This is a genomic window from Stenotrophomonas bentonitica (assembly GCF_002887735.1).
GTDB lineage: Bacteria > Pseudomonadota > Gammaproteobacteria > Xanthomonadales > Xanthomonadaceae > Stenotrophomonas > Stenotrophomonas bentonitica_A.
Genome location: NZ_PKQP01000014.1, coordinates 26,637 through 45,547, shown reverse-complemented (window position 1 = coordinate 45,547; position 18,911 = coordinate 26,637). Strand labels below are relative to the sequence as shown.

20 protein-coding genes and 1 tRNA gene are annotated in these 18,911 nt (G+C 63.6%); 4 read left to right on the top strand and 17 right to left on the bottom strand.

Annotation, left to right across the window (positions count from 1 at the left end):
* The coding region (locus tag C0R07_RS18465) for an efflux RND transporter permease subunit (protein WP_174704373.1) at window positions 1-528 on the top strand (528 nt) is incomplete at its 5' end.
* Window positions 525-803, top strand: a complete 279-nt coding sequence (locus tag C0R07_RS18460; RefSeq protein WP_074052285.1) for a hypothetical protein — start codon at window positions 525-527, stop codon at window positions 801-803. The genes C0R07_RS18465 and C0R07_RS18460, both read left to right, overlap by 4 nt.
* 29 nt (window positions 804-832) lie before the next feature.
* Here C0R07_RS18460 and C0R07_RS18455 read toward each other — a convergent pair whose 3' ends face one another.
* The 10 genes from C0R07_RS18455 to C0R07_RS18410 form a co-directional block, all read right to left on the bottom strand.
* The gene (locus C0R07_RS18455; protein ID WP_102789632.1) at window positions 833-2,137 is read right to left on the bottom strand and encodes an arsenic transporter; all 1,305 of its coding nucleotides are present in this window, start codon (window positions 2,135-2,137) and stop codon (window positions 833-835) included.
* An 18-nt stretch (window positions 2,138-2,155) separates the two neighbouring features.
* Window positions 2,156-2,881 (bottom strand): arsenical resistance protein ArsH, encoded by a 726-nt coding sequence (arsH, locus tag C0R07_RS18450; RefSeq protein ID WP_102789631.1) that lies wholly within the window; start codon window positions 2,879-2,881, stop codon window positions 2,156-2,158.
* On the bottom strand, window positions 2,878-3,291 hold the full coding sequence (gene arsC, locus C0R07_RS18445; RefSeq protein WP_102789630.1) for an arsenate reductase (glutaredoxin): 414 nt from the start codon (window positions 3,289-3,291) through the stop codon (window positions 2,878-2,880). Before arsC ends, arsH begins: the two co-directional genes overlap by 4 nt.
* Window positions 3,288-3,836, bottom strand: a complete 549-nt coding sequence (locus C0R07_RS18440; protein WP_102789629.1) for an arsenate reductase ArsC — start codon at window positions 3,834-3,836, stop codon at window positions 3,288-3,290. Before C0R07_RS18440 ends, arsC begins: the two co-directional genes overlap by 4 nt.
* Entirely contained in the window at window positions 3,833-4,180 is a 348-nt protein-coding gene (locus tag C0R07_RS18435; RefSeq protein ID WP_102789628.1) for an ArsR/SmtB family transcription factor, read from the bottom strand. Before C0R07_RS18435 ends, C0R07_RS18440 begins: the two co-directional genes overlap by 4 nt.
* 245 nt (window positions 4,181-4,425) lie before the next feature.
* Window positions 4,426-4,833, bottom strand: coding sequence for a copper-binding protein (locus C0R07_RS20185; RefSeq protein WP_246333236.1), 408 nt, complete (start codon window positions 4,831-4,833; stop codon window positions 4,426-4,428).
* Between the two features lie 87 nt (window positions 4,834-4,920).
* A complete protein-coding gene (locus tag C0R07_RS18425) occupies window positions 4,921-8,100 on the bottom strand; it encodes an efflux RND transporter permease subunit (protein ID WP_102789627.1) in 3,180 nt (1,059 codons plus the stop codon).
* Window positions 8,097-9,581 carry an efflux RND transporter periplasmic adaptor subunit gene (locus tag C0R07_RS18420; protein ID WP_167390410.1) on the bottom strand — a complete coding sequence of 495 codons (1,485 nt, stop codon included), beginning with the start codon at window positions 9,579-9,581 and terminating at the stop codon, window positions 8,097-8,099. The genes C0R07_RS18425 and C0R07_RS18420 overlap by 4 nt, the downstream gene beginning before the upstream one ends.
* Window positions 9,578-10,888, bottom strand: a complete 1,311-nt coding sequence (locus C0R07_RS18415; RefSeq protein ID WP_102789626.1) for a TolC family protein — start codon at window positions 10,886-10,888, stop codon at window positions 9,578-9,580. Before C0R07_RS18415 ends, C0R07_RS18420 begins: the two co-directional genes overlap by 4 nt.
* Before the next feature lie 71 nt (window positions 10,889-10,959).
* On the bottom strand, window positions 10,960-11,352 hold the full coding sequence (locus C0R07_RS18410; RefSeq protein ID WP_102789625.1) for a hypothetical protein: 393 nt from the start codon (window positions 11,350-11,352) through the stop codon (window positions 10,960-10,962).
* A gap of 317 nt (window positions 11,353-11,669) precedes the next feature.
* On the opposite strand from C0R07_RS18410, the gene C0R07_RS18405 reads away from it, so the two are divergent.
* Together C0R07_RS18405 and C0R07_RS18400 are read left to right on the top strand one after the other, a co-directional pair.
* Window positions 11,670-12,722: a DNA-binding protein gene (locus C0R07_RS18405; protein ID WP_102789624.1), complete on the top strand. Its 1,053-nt coding sequence runs from the start codon at window positions 11,670-11,672 to the stop codon at window positions 12,720-12,722.
* 42 nt (window positions 12,723-12,764) lie between these two features.
* A complete protein-coding gene (locus tag C0R07_RS18400) occupies window positions 12,765-13,391 on the top strand; it encodes an SEC-C domain-containing protein (RefSeq protein ID WP_102789623.1) in 627 nt (208 codons plus the stop codon).
* Between the two features lie 3 nt (window positions 13,392-13,394).
* Here the strand turns inward: C0R07_RS18400 and C0R07_RS18395 are convergent.
* The 7 genes from C0R07_RS18395 to C0R07_RS18365 all read right to left on the bottom strand — a co-directional run bounded on the left by C0R07_RS18395 (window position 13,395) and on the right by C0R07_RS18365 (window position 18,866).
* Window positions 13,395-13,497: transfer RNA gene (locus C0R07_RS18395), tRNA-Ile, on the bottom strand.
* A 107-nt stretch (window positions 13,498-13,604) separates the two neighbouring features.
* Entirely contained in the window at window positions 13,605-14,156 is a 552-nt protein-coding gene (locus C0R07_RS18390; RefSeq protein ID WP_046982952.1) for a 3'-5' exoribonuclease, read from the bottom strand.
* Between the two features lie 153 nt (window positions 14,157-14,309).
* Window positions 14,310-15,035 (bottom strand): phosphate signaling complex protein PhoU, encoded by a 726-nt coding sequence (gene phoU, locus C0R07_RS18385; protein ID WP_049446666.1) that lies wholly within the window; start codon window positions 15,033-15,035, stop codon window positions 14,310-14,312.
* 12 nt (window positions 15,036-15,047) lie between these two features.
* A complete protein-coding gene (gene pstB / locus C0R07_RS18380; protein ID WP_239496569.1) occupies window positions 15,048-15,875 on the bottom strand; it encodes a phosphate ABC transporter ATP-binding protein PstB in 828 nt (275 codons plus the stop codon).
* 14 nt (window positions 15,876-15,889) lie between these two features.
* The gene (gene pstA, locus C0R07_RS18375; protein WP_102789622.1) at window positions 15,890-16,819 is read right to left on the bottom strand and encodes a phosphate ABC transporter permease PstA; all 930 of its coding nucleotides are present in this window, start codon (window positions 16,817-16,819) and stop codon (window positions 15,890-15,892) included.
* Window positions 16,819-17,763: a phosphate ABC transporter permease subunit PstC gene (gene pstC / locus C0R07_RS18370; protein WP_174704372.1), complete on the bottom strand. Its 945-nt coding sequence runs from the start codon at window positions 17,761-17,763 to the stop codon at window positions 16,819-16,821. Before pstC ends, pstA begins: the two co-directional genes overlap by 1 nt.
* 50 nt (window positions 17,764-17,813) lie before the next feature.
* Window positions 17,814-18,866 carry a PstS family phosphate ABC transporter substrate-binding protein gene (locus tag C0R07_RS18365; protein WP_046982950.1) on the bottom strand — a complete coding sequence of 351 codons (1,053 nt, stop codon included), beginning with the start codon at window positions 18,864-18,866 and terminating at the stop codon, window positions 17,814-17,816.
* Window positions 18,867-18,911: the final 45 nt, after the last annotated feature.

The window sequence follows — 18,911 nt, the reverse complement described above, 5'->3', positions numbered from 1 at the left end:
CGCCTGGGCGTGGTCGTTCCGGTGACACTGGCGTTGATCTTTGCTCTGCTGTTCATGGCCTTCGGTTCGGCCAAGGATGCGACCATCGTGTTCAGTGGCGTGCCACTGGCGCTGACCGGCGGTGTACTGGCACTGGCCTTGCGCGGGATTCCGCTGTCGATCTCGGCCGGCGTGGGCTTCATCGCGCTGTCGGGCGTGGCCGTACTCAACGGGCTGGTCATGATCGCCTTCATCCGCCGTCTGCGCGAACAGGGCGATCCGCTGGACGAGGCTGTGCGCGACGGCGCCCTTGGACGCCTGCGGCCGGTGCTGATGACCGCCCTGGTGGCCTCCCTGGGCTTCCTACCCATGGCCTTGAATGTCGGTGCTGGCTCGGAAGTGCAGCGGCCGCTGGCCACTGTCGTCATCGGCGGTATCGTCTCATCCACCGCATTGACCTTATTGGTGCTGCCGGTGCTCTATCGTTGGCTGCATCGCGACCGAGCTCCCCGCGCCGGTGGCACTGCTTTGGAATCTTCGACACCATGAACGAGATCAACCTGGAACAGGTGCGTGCGGCGATGTTTACCGACCCGGGCGTGAAAGCGGTCGATGACCTGCGCCTGGTCCCCGCCAAAGAGCACGGTCGTGCGATCGCGGCCACCATCACTGTCGCGGCGCCCTCGGTCGACCTGGACCTGGTGCACGCGGTGACCGCGCGGGTGCTTGCCGACCAATTCGGCATCGATCAGGTCATGCTGTGCTTCAACGACCCGGGACCGGTGCCGCCGCCACCCACCGCAGCACCCCTGAAGAAATTGTGATCACTGACGGCGGCCTTGCGTCCACGCGGTCATTGCGCGAGCGGCAGCCAGATCCAGAGCGCGATGAGCGTGGCCAACAGGACGGGGGGCGTGAGGATCAGCCCCACCTTCATGTACTGCCCCCACGTAATCCGTTGGCCCTTGCCGGCAAGGACGTGCAGCCACAGCAGGGTCGCGAGCGACCCAATCGGAGTGAGCTTGGGGCCAAGGTCGTTGCCCACGACGTTGGCATAGATCATCATTTCGCGGGTGGCGGCCGGAAGATTGGCCCCGTCGATGGCCAGCGCGCCCACCAGGGTTGCCGGCATGTTGTTCATGATCGATGCGAGACCCGCCACCGCGAAGCCGGTACCGATCGTGGCCACAAAGGTTCCCTGCGCTGCCAGCCACTCAAGCACCGCACTTGCCACCTTTGTCAGCCAGGCGTTGCCAAGCCCATAAACCACAAGATACATGCCAACCGAGAACAGCACGATCTGCCAAGGCGCGCCGCGCAGAATCTTGGTCAGGGCCATGGTGGCGCCTCGGCCGCCTCTCGCCCAGCGACCTGCAATTGCCACCAGCACCAGCGCAGCCGCACCCGTCACCAAGGCGATGGGGACGCCGAGCGGCCCGGTTACGAAGTACGCAACGAGCAACGATGCAAGAAGGGGCAAGGCGGCGCGAAAGACTGCCTTGTCGCGGATCGCCTCATGCGGCGCTTCAAGATCGTGGAGCGGGTAAGTGCGCGGAATGTCGCGGCGGAACCAGAGCCACAGGACGATCAGCGTGGCACCGACCGACACCAAATTCACCGGCACCATGACCGCTGCGTAGCGTCCAAATGAGACGTCAAAGAAGTTCGCGGTGACGATGTTGACCAAGTTCGAGACAACGAGCGGCAGGCTGGCCGTATCAGCAATGAAGCCGCAAGCCACAGTGAACGCCAGCGCACTTGCAGGCGGGAAGTTCAAGCGCAGCAGAATGGCAAGAACAATCGGCGTCAGCAGGAGTGCAGCGCCATCGTTGGCGAATACTGCCGCGATCGCAGCGCCCAGCAAGACGACCAGCGGGAAGAGCTTCCGGCCATTGCCGCCGCCCCAGCGGGCCACATGCAGGGCAGCCCATTCGAAGAAGCCGGCTGCGTCTAGGATGAGCGAGATGATGATGAGTGCGACGAAAGTGAACGTCGCATCCCAGACAATCCCCCACACCGTGGCGACGTCACCCCACCCGACGACGCCGGTGGCCAACGCTACTGCGGCGCCGGCGAGTGCCGACCAACCGATACCGAATCCGCGCGGCTGCCAGATGACGAATACAAGGGTGACGATGAATATCGCGAGGGCAAGCATGCCGCGCTCCGACAAAGGTTAGATGGAGCGCTGATTCACGCGCTTGGACAGTTCTTCGGCGCTCTCAACGCGCTCGGAATAGCGATCGGTCAGATACACAGAGCGACCACGCACGAGCCAAGTGAACTTCACCAACTCCTCGCACACGTCAGCAACTCGCTGATAGTACGCAGATGGCTTCATGCGTCCGGCCTCATCAAATTCCTGGAATGCCTTGGCCACCGAGGACTGGTTCGGGATGGTGACCATACGCATCCACCGGCCGAGGACGCGCAGCTGGTTTACCGCGTTGAAGCTCTGCGAGCCGCCGGACACCTGCATCACCGCCAAGGTTTTGCCTTGTGTTGGGCGCTTGGCGCCGTCGGCCAGAGGAATCCAATCGATCTGTGCCTTCATGATCCCGGTCATGGCGCCGTGGCGTTCCGGGCTGACCCAAACCATGCCTTCGGACCAGTACGCGAGCTCGCGCAACTCACCCACCTTCGGATGATCCGGGGTGGCTCCGTCAGGCAGTGGCAAGTCATGCGGATCGAAGATTCGCACCTCGCAGCCATACCAGCGCAAGAGTCGGCCGGCTTCTTCTGCCAGCAGCCGGGAATAAGAGCGTTCCCGCAGCGATCCATAGAGGATGAGGATCCGCGGTGGGTGCCTTGGCTCGCCGGGCCCAGCTAGTGCGTCAACGTCGATCGGTGCAAGTTGCGTTGCGTCGATGCTCGGCAGATCTACGGCAATGCGATCAATCACGTCGACGCCCCGGCTGCGGTCACGATTTCGCCGTCTTCCTTGGTGAAGGAGGACACCGGGTTGTCGAGCAGCGCGAGCACCTTTTCGGACGGTCGGCACAGCGCCACGCCCCGGTCGGAAACAACGATGGGACGGTTGATCAGGATCGGGTGCGCCATCATCGCGTCCACCAGTTGTTCGTTGGTGAGCGCGGGATTATCCAAGCCCAGCTCAGCGTACGGTGTTCCCTTCTGGCGCAGGAGCTCACGAGGGGACATGCCCATCGCGGCGAGCAGCTCGACCAGCTTCTCGCGCGTGGGCGGCGCCTGCAGGTACTCGATGACCACCGGGTCTTCACCAGACTGGCGCATCATTTCAAGGGTATTCCGAGACGTGCCGCAGGCCGGGTTATGGTAGATCGTCAGCGTCATGATGATCCCTCAAGCCACGTCGGGTCGGGTCGGGGCGACGTGGCGCCCTCGAACTGCCCGATGTCGCTTACCTGCGCCGTCAAGGCCGCCCGCGACAGCGTGTGGATCGGTAGCGCGACGAACGCCTTGATGCGGTTCTCCATGTACACCAACGCCTGCCGGAAGGCAGCGCGCTGCCACATGTCCCCGCGCGTTTCGTGGCTAGGGTCCTCGATGCCCCAGTGCCCGGTAACCGGCTGTCCTGGCCAGAACGGGCAGGCCTCGCCGGCGGCTTGGTCGCAGACGGTGAACACGAAATCCATGCGCGGGGCATCCGGCACTCCGAACTCGTCCCACGCCTTGGAGCGCAGGCCCTCGACTGGGTAGTCGGCCTGACGCAGCGTCTCGATTGCCAGAGGGTGGACCTCCCCCTTGGGGTGGCTGCCCGCGGAGAACGCATTGAAACGGCCATCGCCGATCTTGCGAAGGACGCTCTCGGCCAGGATCGAGCGGGCTGAATTACCGGTGCATAGGAACAGGACGTTAAAGGGCTGAGGAAAGCTCATGCGCAGGTCTCCGCGGTACAAGGAGTGACGAGGTTATTGAGGGCGCCGCAGATGTCCGGATTCCCGGAACAGCAGTCCTCAGTGAGGAATTCAAGAAGCTGGCGCATGTCCTCGTAGCTGGCCGCGTACAGGACGCGCCGCCCGTCGCGCCAAGAGCGCAGAAGGCTCGCCCGCTCCAGGGTCGCAAGGTGAAAGCTCATGCGCGGTGGCGCAATCCCAAGCGCTTCGGCGATCTCGCCCGACGGCATGCCATTGGGGCCTGCGCGCACGAGCATCCTGAATGCGGCTAGGCGGTCGGAATGCGCAAGGGCAGACAGCGCTGAGACAGCAAAGTCATCTTTCATAACTGCACTATACAACTATTCTTGTAGAATCAAAATGAGGTGGCGGACCCTCCGCCTCTACTCGGCGGAGCTGAGGAAGGTCGCCCGTGGCCGATGGCAACACCGTCCACGGCGAGCCTGTCTCGACATAGCGCCGCTCCTTCGCCATTTTCGCGAGGTCAGCTTCCAGGTGAAGCCAGTTAGTGGCCGACGCAGTTCTGGTCCGAGGGCGACACCGCCGCTCCTCGGATATCCCGCAGACCCAGCTACTGTGCAGGAGCGATTCGGGTGATCCTGGCCGTCATGCCTCGCGCCTCGAAATCGAACTGCACTTTCTGTCCGACCTCCACCGGAGCGATCAGCTCGGGCGATGCCGTGAAGCCCATCGTCATAGCCGGCCAGTGCAGTGCCTCTACCGGGCCATGGGCGATGGTGATCTTGCCGGCAGCAATGTCGACGGACTCCACCGTGCCGGCGGCTGAAGCGTTTTTAGCCCTCTCGGGCGAAGCGGGTTTTTCCCGATCAGCCATCTGTGCATGTTCTGTGGCCGACATAGCCATGTTGTCAGCCGTCGCAGCGGAGCCATGGGTGGTCGCATCGTCATTGCTGGGTGCCTGCGAGCATGCTGCCAGCAGCAGTATCGCCAGGGTGGACGCGAAGGGCATCAGTTTCATCTGTTCTTACCTCGATTATTGAAGGGTGACTGCAGAGTCATGCGACGGCAACGCAGTCGGCCTGCCGCCACCGTTATAAAAGCAATTTCAATGTGGTCTTTGACACGTCGCGGCATCTGGCGGCGGTGCCGCGGGCGTGGTTCGTGACAAAGTGCGACCACGCAGCAGGCGATACGCGGCCGGAATCACCAGCATCGACAGCAATGGCGCGGTGACCATCCCGCCGATCATCGGCGCGGCGATGCGTTGCATGACTTCCGACCCGGCACCGCCACCGATGAACAAGGGCAGCAGGCCGGCGAGGATCACGGCGACGGTCATGGCCTTGGGTCGCACGCGCAGCACCGCGCCTTCGCGGATGGCCGCCTCCAGCGTGGCGAGAGTCTCCGGTTCGCCCGCAGCGAGGCGCCGCTCCCAAGCGTGGCGCAGGTACAGCAGCATGATCACGCCGAACTCGGCGGCGACGCCGCCCAACGCGATGAAACCGATCATGGTTGCGATCGACATCGCGTGGCCGAGTCCCCAGATCAGCCACAGCCCGCCGACCAGCGCCAGCGGCACGCTCAGCAGAATGATGGCTGCCTCGCTGAAGCGGCGGAACACCAGGTAGATGAGCAGAAAGATGATCGCCAGAGCGGCCGGCACGACCCACTGCAACCGAGCCAGCGCCCGCGCCAGGTATTCGTACTGGCCCGACCATGCAATGCCATAACCCGGCGGCAAGGTGATGTCCTTGGCGGTGCGCTGCTGCAGGTCCTTCACCACCGAACCGAGATCCCGGCCGGCGACATCGACGAAGATGTAACCGACCAGACGTCCGTTCTCGCTCTTGAGCATCGGCGGTCCGGGCGTCAGCGTCAGATCGGCCACTTGCCCCAGCGAGAGTTCCACGCCACCTGGAGCCACCAGTGGCAATTGCGCTAGCGCCGCCAGCGAATCGCGTTGCCCGCGGGGGTAGCGCAGCACAATGGGATAGCGCTCGCGGCCCTCGATGGTCTCGCCGATGGGATCGCCACCGACGACCGTGGCGATGAGCTGCTGCAGATCCGCCTGGCTCAAGCCGTAGCGGGCTGCGACTTCCGGACGGATGCTGACATCAACATAGCGACCGCCGGTCACGCGCTCGGCCAACGCGGAACTCACACCGGGCACCGTTCTCGCGAGGCGTTCAAGTTCGCTGCTGATCTGCTCGATAACCCGGGTGTCCGGCCCCGACACCTTGATCCCGATCGGGCTCTTGATGCCGGTGGCAAGCATGTCAATGCGGTTGCGGATCGGTGGCACCCACAGGTTCGTCAGACCCGGCACCTTCACCGCCGCATCAAGTTCAGCACGCAACTTGTCCATGGTCATGCCAGGCCGCCATTGATCGCGCGGCTTGAACGTCACCGTGGTCTCGAACATCTCGATCGGCGCCGGGTCGGTTGCGGTATCGGCACGGCCGGCCTTGCCGAACACGTGCGCGACCTCGGGCACGGTCTTGATCATGCGGTCGGAAAGCTGCAGCAACTGACCGGACTTTCCCGCCGACAACCCCGGCAGCGCTGTGGGCATGTACAACAACGTGCCCTCGTCGAGCGGCGGCATGAACTCGCTGCCGATGCGCGCATAGGGAACGGCAGTGAGCAGCAGCAACAATCCGCTCAAACCCAGCGTCAGGCGCGGGTGCCGCAGGACCCAGTCCAGCACCGGCCGGTAGCCGGCGATCAGCACGCGATTGACGGGGTTGGCCTGCTCGGGACGGATGTGGCCGCGGATCAGGTAACCCATCAGCACCGGGATCAGGGTCACCGACAAACCGGCCGCCGCCGCCATCGCATAGGTCTTGGTGTAGGCCAGCGGGGAGAACAGCCGGCCCTCCTGCGACTGCAGCGCGAACACCGGCACGAACGACAAGGTGATCACCAGCAGGCTTGCGAACAGTGCCGGACCGACCTCGATGGCCGACGCGGCCATCAGATCCCAGCGTTCCTCGCCCTCCGGGTCACGACCGTTGGTTTCGCGCCAATGCTCCAGATGCTTGTGCGCGTTCTCGATCATCACCACGGCACCGTCGACCATCGCGCCAATCGCGATGGCGATGCCGCCCAACGACAGCAGGTTCGCGGTGATGCCCTGGTAGCGCATCACGATGAACGCGGCCAGCACGCCAAGCGGCAGCGTGATCACCGCGACCAGTGCCGAACGCAGGTGCCAAAGAAACAGAGCGCACACCAGCGCCACCACCAGGAACTCCTCGCCCAGCTTGTGGGTGAGATTGCGTACGGCCCCATGGATGAGCTCGGAGCGGTCATAGACCGGCACGATCTCCACGCCCTCCGGCAGGCTGGCTTGCAACTGCTTCAGTCTTGCCTTGACGTTCTCGATCGCGCTCAACGCATCCTTACCGGTGCGCAGCACGATCACGCCACCGGCGACTTCGCCCTCGCCGTCGAGTTCGGCGATGCCGCGGCGGAAGGTCGGGCCACGGGTGATGGTGGCCACTTCGCCCAGCAGGACGGGCACGCCGGCGGCGGTGCTGCTGAGGGGGACGCGCTCGAAATCCTCGCGGCTGCGCAGGTAGCCCTCGCTGCGCACCATCAGTTCGGCCTCGCCCTGTTCGATCACCGAGCCGCCGGTGGCACCGTTGGCCGCATCCACCGCCGCGATCACCTGCGCCACGGTGAGGTCGCGGGCCGCCAGTGCCTGCGGGTCGGGCACGATCTGCCAAGCGCGCACCATGCCGCCGACGCTGGCGACCTCGGCCACGTCGGGCACGGTCTTCAACTCGTAGCGCAGGAACCAGTCCTGCAGCGCCCGCAACTGGCCCAGGTCATGCTGGCCGGTGCGGTCCACCAAGGCGTACTCGTAGATCCAGCCCAAGCCCGTGGCGTCGGGCCCAAGGGCCGGACTGACGTCTGGAGGCAATTGATCGCGGACCTGGCTCAGGTACTCCAGTACGCGCGAGCGCGCCCAGTACAAGTCGGTGTCGTCGTCGAACAGGATGTAGACGTAGGAGTCTCCGAAGAACGAGAACCCACGCACGGCGGTGACGCCGGGCACCGACAACATCGTCGTGGTCAGTGGATAGGTGACCTGGTCTTCGACGATGCGGGGCGTCTGGCCGGGCCATTGGGTGCGGATGATGACCTGGGTGTCGGACAGGTCGGGCAGCGCATCCAGCGGTGTGTGTAGCGCCGACCACAGGCCGGCGGCAGCCAGCAGCACGGCCGCCATCAGCACGAGGGCGCGGTTGGCGATGGAGGCGCGGATCAGGTGGGCGATCATGGTTGATCTCCCGCGCGTTCTCCGATCGGCTCAAGCCGTTCCACCGTCAGTCCCTTGGCGTCGGAGCGGACAAAGGCGTGTACGCGGTCGCCAGTCTGGATGTCCTTGGCCACGTCCGGATTGGCCAGCGGAAAAGCCATCGTCATGCCCGGCATGTTCAGCGTCGCGAACGGGCCGTGGTCGAGGGTGATCTGTCCGCCGGCGATGGACTCGACGGTGGCCTCAGTCTCGTGCAGGACCGCTTGGCCCGCGGCTTCGGGCGCCTTGGCCGTTTCAAGACGTCCGAGCAATCCCGACAAACTGGCCTCCGAGTCGATCAGGAACTGGCCCGACACGACCACGCGCTCGCCGCCCTTGAGCCCGGCGAGGATTTCGGTGCGGCCACCGCCACTGCGGCCGGTGCGCACGCGCACCGGCTGGAAGCCGCCCTTGGCGTCCTGCACGATCACCCGACTGTCCGTGCCGGTGGCGATCAGCGCTTCGGTGGGCACCAGTGGTACCGGTGCGCCGCCTTCGGGCTGCACCGTCACCTCGGCAAACATGCCCGGCGCCAGCGCGCCGTCGGGATTGCGCAGCACGATCCGGGCCTGCTGCGTGCGGCTTGCCGTGTCGACTTGCGGCAGCAGGGTTTCGACTTCGCCTGCGAAGGTCTGCCCCGGAAATGCGCTGACGACCGCCTCGACCGGCGTGCCCGGTCGCAACCGCGCCGCATCGGCCTGCGGGATCGCCGCCTCCAGCCACAGCGTGGCCGTGCCGTTGACGCGGAACAGCGGTGTGCCGGGCATCACCGTCTGGCCTTCGCGGGCTAGCACTTCGGTGACCACGCCGTCGTGCGGTGCGCTCAAGGTCACGCTGCCGTCGCGGCCCAGGCCGCCGGGCACGCCGAGTACGCGCAGCCGTTGCTGCGCGGCCGACTGCAGTTCCCGTGCCGACGCGGACTGCGCATGGCGCAGCGCCTGCGCTTCGGCCAGCGCACTGCTCCATCCTGGTGCCAGCAACGCCGCCAGCGGCTGACCCCGTGCGACCCTCGTGTACGGGGCCTTGACTTGCACCCGGCTCACCAGGCCTTCGGTCACCGCGCTAACCACGGCTTCCCGGCGAAGATCCCAGGCCAGCGTGCCTGGCACGCGCATCGTCGCCGCCAACCGGCCGACCTCGACTTCCTCGGTGCGGATGCCCACGCTCTGCCGCAGGCCCGGGTCGATGTTGACGCCACCGCCGGCCACTTCGTCGGCGTACTTCGGCACCAGTTGCATGTCCATGAAGGGCGACTTGCCCGGCTTGTCGAAGTGCTGGTCTGGCACCATCGGGTCGTACCAGTACAGCGCTTTGCGCTCGCCAGCAGCGGTCGCCGGTGCATCGGCTATCGCCATGTCGTGGTCGCTTCCGCGCTGGGCCCACCAGTAACCACCGGCGAGGCCGGCCACCAGCAGTGCGGCCGCTGCGGCGATCATCGCCACTCGATTCATCGTGTACGTCATGGCGAGCGTTCCTCTTCGGGCAGCAGATAGGCCAGCGCCGCCCAGGCGCGGCCGAGTTCGCCCAGGTGGCGGGCGTGCATCACGTGCAGTTCGATTTCGTCGCGGCGCGCTTCGAGCCACGGTTGCAGGTCGGCGCCGGCGGCGTAGGCGGCCAGCGCGGTCTTCGCGCGGTCACGGGCCAGCGGGAGCGACTCGGTTTCCTTGCGCGCCACCTGCCGCTTGAGTCCTTCCCATTCGGCCAGGGTCATGCGCACGCGCTCGGCCTGTGCACGACGGGCGTCCTCGCGTTCGGCGGCCACCGTGTCCAGTTCGGCACGCCGCGCGGCCACGCCGCGGTCCTGCCGGTTGCGCGGGAACAACGGCAGATCGATCGCGAACTCGACCATCAGCATGTCGCTGCGTGGCAGGCCTTCGGGCGTGCGTTCGCGCTGCCCGTAAGTCACGCCGAGGCTCCAGTCCGGCCGCTTCTCGGCAATGGCAGCATCGACTTGCGCTTCGGCGATGGTCTCGCGGGAGTGCCAAGGCAGAAGTGGCCCTTGTCGATCGACCGAGGCCACCAGCGTGGCTGGGGCAACCGGCAGCGTCATCAGCTCGGGCGGTGCGCCCTCGATGCGAAGCGCCATCGGTTCTTCGCCCAACCAGCGTGCCAAGCTGGCACGCGCGGCTTCCAACGACGCCTCGGCGTCGTCGATGCGGTTTTCCACTTCCAGCGCGGCGTTTTGCGTCGCCATCGCGTCGACCGCCGAACCGGTGCCGCCGGCGAGCCGTGCCTTGGCGGAGCGAACGGCTATGCCGGTTGGTTCGCGCAGGGCCTGCAACGCCGTGACTTCTCGTTGCGCCGCCCACTGGGCGATCCAGGCTCGCGCCACGGCCTGTCGCACGGCGAGTCGTTCGGCCACCGACAGCGCCTGTGCCTGCTCGACGGTGCGGTCGGCGACCGCCTGGCGTACCTGACGCTTGGCATGAGCCGGAAAGTCTTGCATCACGCCGATCTGCTTCATGGTCATGAAGTCGGCGCTGGCGTCGAACGCGTCGGCGCCCGTTACCGGTAGATTGGCGACGCCCAGCGTCAACCTAGGGTCGGGCAAGGCCGCCGCGCGGACGGCTTCTTCCTGGCTGGCCGCAATCTGCGACTGACGCGCCTGGAGCATCGGGGCGCGCTCGGCCGCCAAGCGTACCGCGTCATCGAATGTGATGCTGGCCGTAGCAGACCAGGCAGGAGCGACGGCAAACAAGCCGAAAGCGAGCACCCAGACGCGCAAACGGCAAATGCTGCACCGGTGGTGCAGCGGGGAAGAAAACGACATGAGACCTCCGAACACGCAACGACGAGCGCGCCGGCGGATCCGGCAGCGCGGGGACGAGTTACGTTGGGGGTCTAGATCTGCAGGCTACAGAAGCGCTGCGCCGGCGGCGGGTCGGACCGGCAGGTGGGCACGTCTTCGTAGTACTGGGCTTCAACCGGCGGCAGTAAGGCCGCGGTCAACGCGAAGTGCACCGGCGGCAGGCCGAGCGACGGCACCTGTGGCGCTTTGAGGTCTTGGCTGGTGACGTGATCCCGCAGACAATGCTGGTCGCACAGGGCCGGTACCTGCGGATCGGGCATTTCCATGCCTTCGCAACCGGCCATGACCATCCGCGGTTCCAGTGGCGTTTCGCTGACGGGACACGCATAGGCGGCCAGCGCGATTTGCTGGAACAACAGCGCCAGCAATGCCAGCCAAGCAAAGCGCAGACGGAGCGAACGGGTCCGGAACGCGCGCAGCTTCATCGGCGACCCGCGCAGGGCAACACGACCACCCGAGCACACGGGCGTTGGTTACGCGTAAGAGGGGCCAAGGAAGAGAGCATTGCGAATGAGCATAGCTCTGCGAGTGCTTGCTTGGAAGCGCGGTACATGCCGGAAGTTCACGGAATGGTGGTTTCGTACTGCTTGACGTCTGTCTGACGGGCCCAACGGGGTATCACGCGGGATAATTCAATATTATCCCGCCTGAAGCCGAGGTCCCCGGCTCGGTTTGTCCAGCCGTTGAGTAGTACGTAATTACATGGTATGTAATACATTACGAAATACACGTGAGAGGGCGAATGGCGCGTTCTGGCTTGTACAAAAGCGATGTGCAACGCGCCCGGGACAGTCTCCGGGCCGAAGGCAAGAACCCCTCGGTGGACGCGGTACGCGTGGCACTGGGCAATACCGGGTCCAAAACAACCATCCACCGCTACTTGAAGGAACTGGAAGAGGAGGAAGGGCACGGCGTGGGCGCCAAGATCGCGGTCAGCGACGCCCTGCAGGACCTGGTGGCTCGCCTGGCCGAGCGGCTGCATGCCGAGGCCGAAACGATGGTCGCGCAGGCACAGGAACGGTTCCAGGCCGAGCTGCACGAGCGCACCCAAGCCTTGGAACAGGCCCGGCAGGAGGCCGGCAATCTCAGCGCGCAGCTTCAGCGCACCGAGACAGCTCTGCAGACAGAACGCGAGGCGGGCGAAGCCGCCAGCGACGAGGTGGCCAGCCGCACCACCGAGCTGGCACAACTGCAGGAACGCATTGAGGGCCTCACGGCGCGGCTGGCAGAGCACGAAAGCCACGCACGCTCCCTGGAGCAGAAGCACGAGCATGCCAGGGAAGCCCTTGAGCACTACCGCACATCGGTCAAAGACCAGCGCGAGCAGGAGCAACGCCGGCACGAGCACCAGGTGCAGGAACTGCAGGTCGCTCTGCGCCAGGCCAACGAAGCATTGACAGCCAAGAACCACGACCTGGTGCAGCTCAACCGGGAAAATGGCCAGTGGCTGGAGCGCCACACCCGCCTGGAAAGGGAGGTGGCGCAGCTGCGCCAGACCATCCAGTCACAGCAGGGCGAGCTCGATGCGCTGCGCCTGACGGCGGCCGAATACCAGGCGCTGCAGGTGCGATGGAGCCAAGACACTCAGGCCTTGGAAGTGACTCGACAAGAGCTCGCGCAAGCCCGGACCGAGCTGGTCCAGGAGCGCGAACGACGCGAGCACGCCGAGGCGGAGACCCTACGCGCCACTGTGCGCCTGAGCACCTTGGAGCCGCTGCTTGCCCAGCTGCAGCCAGCCAGTGCCGGCGGCAAAGGAGCCAAGCGGATCTCATCGGAAGAGACGCCGGGGTCATAGCCTAGGAACGGAACATCCGCCACGATCGCAAGGAGCTTTGCCATGAGCGTAGTCACCACCACACCCCCCGAAATCACCCGTGCGGTGCGGCGCTTAACCGATTCGGTCGTGCGCGGCGCAGAGCCGGTCTATCTCCCTGTGCAGCCAGAAGCCGATGCGATCGTGCACGAGTGCTTCCCCAATGTGCAGGCCAAGGTCGCGCGCGACGGTGGTCAGATGCTGTGCGGATGGCAGCTATGGGAATGGCCGCACGTGCTGGTCGAGGCAGAATTCCACGCGGTGTGGGTCAGCCCCGCAGGGGAAATGATCGACATCACGCCAAAGCCCGAAGGCGAGAGGCGCATTCTTTTCGTGCCGGATCCGCGCAGGCGCTATGAGGGCGTGTCGATCGACAATGTCCGCATGCCGCTGCGCGATGACCTGCTGATCAAGCACTTCATCCAAATGTCCGAAGCAATTGTCCAGGTGATGAGCCGCGGCGAGCGCGCATCTCAATACGGAGAGGTGAGCGTCCCGGCCAACGAAATCCAGCCCCTGCTACAGGCGAGGGATTTCCTGGGCCAGTCACTCGGCGCGGGACTCCGCGAGCATGCGCCGTGCCTGTGTGGCAGCGGCAGCAAGTACAAGCGCTGCCATGGCGCGCAAGTAGAAGCATTCTTCCGTCGTTGACGGTGGTGCCCCTGGTCGGAATCGAACCGACGTGTACGCGCTCATCTGGCGCGTGCTCTCACCGGGGTATAAGGCCGGCGCTCTGACCAACATGAGCAACAGGGGCGTGATCCATCAATGCGATCACGCCGGTATTCGGTGGTCGAGCTGGCAGATGTGACTCATGGCGCAAGCATACCCAATTCGCTCATAGCTTCAAAGCCAGCAGAGCCTCTATACCCTGAGTCGCCGGTACGACTTGGCCCATGCTGGCGGCGGCAGGCGATCGGTAGCGACCAGCCACGCCATCCGCAACGCCTGCGCATCCACCAGCGCGTGATGGCGCTTGGCGTTTTGCTCCGGATGTGCGGCGAACCAATCTTCTACCAGCATTCCCGTGAGGCCGTCCTTCAGCATGCGCGTCAGGATGGGGGTGGGAATTGGGCCGCAGGCTGCAGCCTGCTCGTCAGGCAGTTCAAAGCCATCCAAGGCGTACTGCAAGAGGTGCAAGTCGTTTGGGTAGTCCGCCATCACCGCTGGCGTCGCAACCGACCCCAAAAAGGCACGAAGCGCCGTGGTGAAAGCCGCATCCGACATGGCCGCATTTCCGCGGGTCAGCAGCGGGTATACGGCCTGGCGAACAAAATCGGTCGGCGTTTCGGAAAGATCGGCACGTTCGGCGTAAAAGTCCTGCTCCCCATCCTCCCGGACCAACGCGAGGCTGACCAACTCAGCGCCCAATACATCGGACCACTCGGTATCAAGAAAGTAATATGTCACCGCCATCCCTCCATGGTGCCACAACACCATGCGATAGATAACCCGTTGCACGGTGCAACGTGAAATCTGGGGAAGGAGGTGGTCCCGTCGTCACAAAACGGCTCTCCGACCTCGTCGCCGTTGGGCGCAGCGGCCCAATATGCAGGGATAGTGGGTTTTTTAGCTGTTGCCGAGGTTGTCACTTCCCGCCCTGGGCAGGGTGCTTTCATCCATCTTGGGGCGTTTGCCGATGGGTAACGCTCCGCTAACCATGTATACGACGTCCTCGGCTATGTTGGTTGCGTGGTCACCAACCCGCTCGATATTTTTCACGACAAACAGGAGGTGAGCTAAGTCAAATGCAGAGGCGCGGTCGTCGGCCATGCATTGGACGATATCCTTGAACAAGATCGTGTGCATCGCGTCAATTACTGCATCTTCCTCCCAAACGCGATAAGCCGAATGAATGTCCATCGTGGCAAAGGACTCCCGCGCTGATTTCAGCTGTAATAGCGTGAGCTCGGCCATACGCTGCATAGGCTCCGCAAGCTCTGCTGGTATCGGAGCCTCGCTCATTGCCATCGAGCGTTTGGCAATGTTGTAAGCAAGATCGCCCACGCGCTCCAGGTTTGAACTAATTCGGATTGCCGCCATCACATGGCGAAGGTCGATCGCCAGCGGCTGTCTACGCGCGATCATGCTCACAGCGTCGCTATCAATCTGCGCCGCAAGCCGGTTCAGTCGCTCCTCACGCTCTGCCACTTCCTTGGCCATTTGCTCGTTGCCACGCCGTAGCGACCAGACGGCATCCGTAAGCTGCTGTTCGGCAAGGACGCCGAGCTCAAGGATGTGTGAAGTAAGCCCCCGCAGCTCTACATCGAAAGACTGGACAATATGGTCGGTCATGACCTTTGCTCCTCAGCCGAAACGGCCGGTGATGTACTCGTGGGTCTTCTGCTCTTTCGGATTGGTAAAAAACTCCGCCGTAGGGCCACTCTCAATGAGCTGTCCCATGTGCATGAATGCCGTCCTGTCCGAAATCCGCGCAGCCTGCTGCATGTTGTGGGTAACAATGACGATAGTGTACTGCGCACGCAACTCGTCGATCAGCTCTTCAATCCGCGCAGTTGCAATGGGATCGAGTGCAGATGTGGGTTCATCAAAGAGAATGATCTCGGGGTTGGGCGCGAGCGCCCTGGCTATGCACAGACGCTGCTGCTGACCGCCGGATAACTCGAATGCTGACTTACCTAGCCTGTCCTTCACCTCATCCCAGAGCGCAGCTCCGCGCAATGCGCGTTCGACATGCTCAGTGACAACTGATTTGTTGCGCACACCGCGAATCATGATCCCTGAGACCACGTTGTCAAAGATTGATTTCGGGAACGGATTTGGCTTCTGAAAAACCATGCCAATGCGCAGCCTCACGCGCATCGGGTCCACATCCGGCCCTACGATATTCAGGTTCTCCGGCATGAGGGTAATCGCGCCGGAGTACCGGTTGTTCGGATACAGGTCATGCATCCGGTTGAAGCAGCGCAGTAGCGTACTTTTGCCGCAGCCCGAGGGGCCGATCAGCGCAGTGACCTGATTGCTGCCGATCGACAGGTTGATGTCCTTCAGCGCGTGGAACTTGTCGTAATGGAAGTCAAGCCCACGGACCTCAGCACGCACCTTCGCATCGTGCGCGGGGGTTGAGGTGCGTTCGGCCACGGGAACCGGAATTGAGATGGTCGAGTGATTCATGTTGTCTCCGTGGATCACCGCAAGCGGCGGCGAAGGCGGTAACGCAGCCAGATTGCAAAGCCGTTCATCAGCAGGGTCATGCCCAGCAGCACCAGCCCGGCGGCGGCTGCATTCACGTGAAAGCCAGCCTGCGGTCGCGACACCCAGTTGAACATCTGGATGGGCATCACGGTGAAGGGGGAGCTGAGCCATTCAAAACTGATGAGGGGAGCAGATGCCTGGATTGGTGACGGCGGCAGGAAGGCAATGAACGTCAGTGCGCCGATGGTGATGATCGGCGCGGTCTCGCCAATGGCCCGCGACATGCCCACGATGGCGCCGGTCAGGATGCCCGGACGCGCGGCGGGAAGCAGAAAGATGCTGACGGTCTGCCACTGATCTGCCCCCAGCCCGAAAGCAGCCTCGCGGATGTCTTGAGGAATGGCGCGCAGTGACTCGCGGGTCGCGACAATGATGATGGGCAGGATCAGCAGAGCAAGCGTCATGCCCGCGACCAGGATCGTCTGGCCGAGCCCGAACATCTGGACGAAGAGCCCCAGCGCCAGCAGTCCGAAGATAATCGAAGGAACGCCAGCAAGGTTGGTGACATTGACCTCAATAAAGTCGGTGACCCAGTGCTTCGGGGCGTATTCCTCAAGATAGACGCCTGCGGCGACCCCCACCGGCACGGCAAGAACCCCGGTCACCAGCATAACAAGGCAAGTACCGATCCAAGCCGAGAGAATACCGGCCGACTCAGGTCGGCGAGAGGGGAAGTTGGTGAAAAAGTCTGGAGTGAGTCTGGCCGCGCCGTCGACTACGAAGTCGGCTACAAGCGCCATCAGAATGGTCAGGGTCAGGAACAGTACCAGCAGCCCGAGCACGGTGAAGCACAAGTCTGAAACTCGTGCGCGCCGTGTAATTGCAGCATCGTCAAGGCCCATGGGCTCGATGTGGTCGCGCATCAGTAGGCCTCCCGGTAGCGCTTGCGAAGCCAGAAGGCGAAGAGGTTGAAACTGAACGTAAGTGCGAAAAGCGTCAGTCCGGCGGCGAAGATGGTCTGATAGGCAATCGACTCATGTGGAAGATCGCCCATGCTCAACTGCACGATGTATGAGGTGATAGTTGCTGCACCCTCGAGCGGATTGGTCGCGATCCTGGCCTGCTGGCCGGCAGCGATAGCCACTACCATAGTCTCGCCGACCGCCCGCGACATTCCGAGCAGGTAAGCGGCGGTGACGCCCGAGAGCGCAGCTGGCGTCACCACCTTCAGTCCGGTCTGCAGGCGGGTGAATCCCAGTGCGTATGCCCCCTCACGCAGCGAATCAGGCACGGCGCGCATGGCGTCTTCGCTCATGGATACGATGTAGGGCAAGATCATGATGCCGATGACCACCCCAGACACGAGCAGGTTGAAGCGCGCCAGACCCGGGATGAAGGATTGAAAGATGGGCGTCAAGAACAGCAGAGCGAAGTACCCGAAAGCGACCGTTGGTACGCCTGCAATGAGCTCAAGGAACGGCTTTACCGCTTCACGGAGCCTGGGCTTGGCGAACTCGCTGAGATACAATGCGAGAATCGTGCCGGCAGGCACGGCAACAACCAAGGCAATGGCCGTGGTCATCAGCGTACCCGACAGTAGTGTCATGATCCCGAAGTGCTTCTCTTCGAAGACGGGCGTCCACTGCGTATCGGTCAGGAAGTCCACGATGGAGACCTGAGTGAAGAACTTCAAGCTCTCACTGAGTAGGACGTAGAGGATGCCGAAGGTGACCAGAACTGATAGCGCCGCTGCGACGAACAGTACCAGGCGAATGCCTGTGTCGATGGCATGGCGGCGGCGCAGGAATGCGTCGCTTGGCTGAAGCGGGACAGGACCCACATCGAGGAAGGAACCACTACTTTTCATCAGACGGCCTCAGCCAGCGCGCACATCGCTGTGCGCGCCGACCATGATTGTCAGTAAACCAGCTTCTCTTTCAGCAGCTCGTCGATGGAAACGCCAATCTTCGAGCCAGTGAAGCCGGTGCCAATCTCTCGCTTTGCAAAGCGCTCGCGCATTGCGGCCAACGCGTTCTCCGGCAGTGGTACGTAGCCCACCTCCTGCACCAATCCCTCAGAGTGCTTGGAGTCCAGATAGAACTCGACAAAGCGCGCGACTTCGGGCTTGGTTTCGGCGGCCTTCTTGCTTACGTAGATGAAGATCGGGCGCGACAGAGGCTGATACTGGCCGGAGCGCGCGGTTTCGACACTGGGCGCGACCGCCTGGGCGGCGGCGTTGGTCTTGATGCCTACTGCCTTGAGCTTGTCGGCGTTTTCTTCGTAATAGGCCAGACCGAAGAACCCCAGTGCATTGGCATCACCCGAGACTCCCTGCACCAGCACGTTGTCGTCCTCCGAGGCCGTGTAGTCGCCGCGACTGGAGTGCTCCTTGCCAACGATGGCAGCGGTGAAATAGTCGTAGGTGCCCGAATCGGTGCCTGCACCGTAGAGGACCAGCGGCTTGTCCGGGAAGCTCGGACGGATCTGGTTCCAGTTGGTGATCTTGCCCTGTGCTTCAGGGACCCACATGGCCTTCAGTTCGTCGACGGTGAGGTCATTGGCCCAGGTGTTCTGTGGGTTGACCACGACTGTCAGAGCGTCCATCGCGACTGGCAGCTCGATGTACTCTACGCCAGCGGCCTTGCAGGCTTCCTTCTCCTCACCCTTGATCGGGCGCGACGCATTGGAGATGTCGGTTTCACCGCGACAGAACTTCTTGAAGCCGCCGCCGGTTCCTGACATGCCGACCGTTACTTTGATGCCGGCATTTTCTTTCTGGAACTCTTCAGCCATCGCTTCGGTGACGGGAAACACGGTCGATGAGCCGTCCGTGCTCACCATGCCGGTGAGCTCGCCGGCTTTTGCAGATGCCCCGGCACTGTCCTGGCCAGTGGAAGCAGGTGTTCCAGACGGCGAGCAGGCGAGGATGCTGAGCGTTGCGGCGGCAAGCAAAGTGAGGCGCAGGTACATGTAAGTCTCCGAGGTTCAGTTGAGCATGGGTGCGATGGTTAGGTA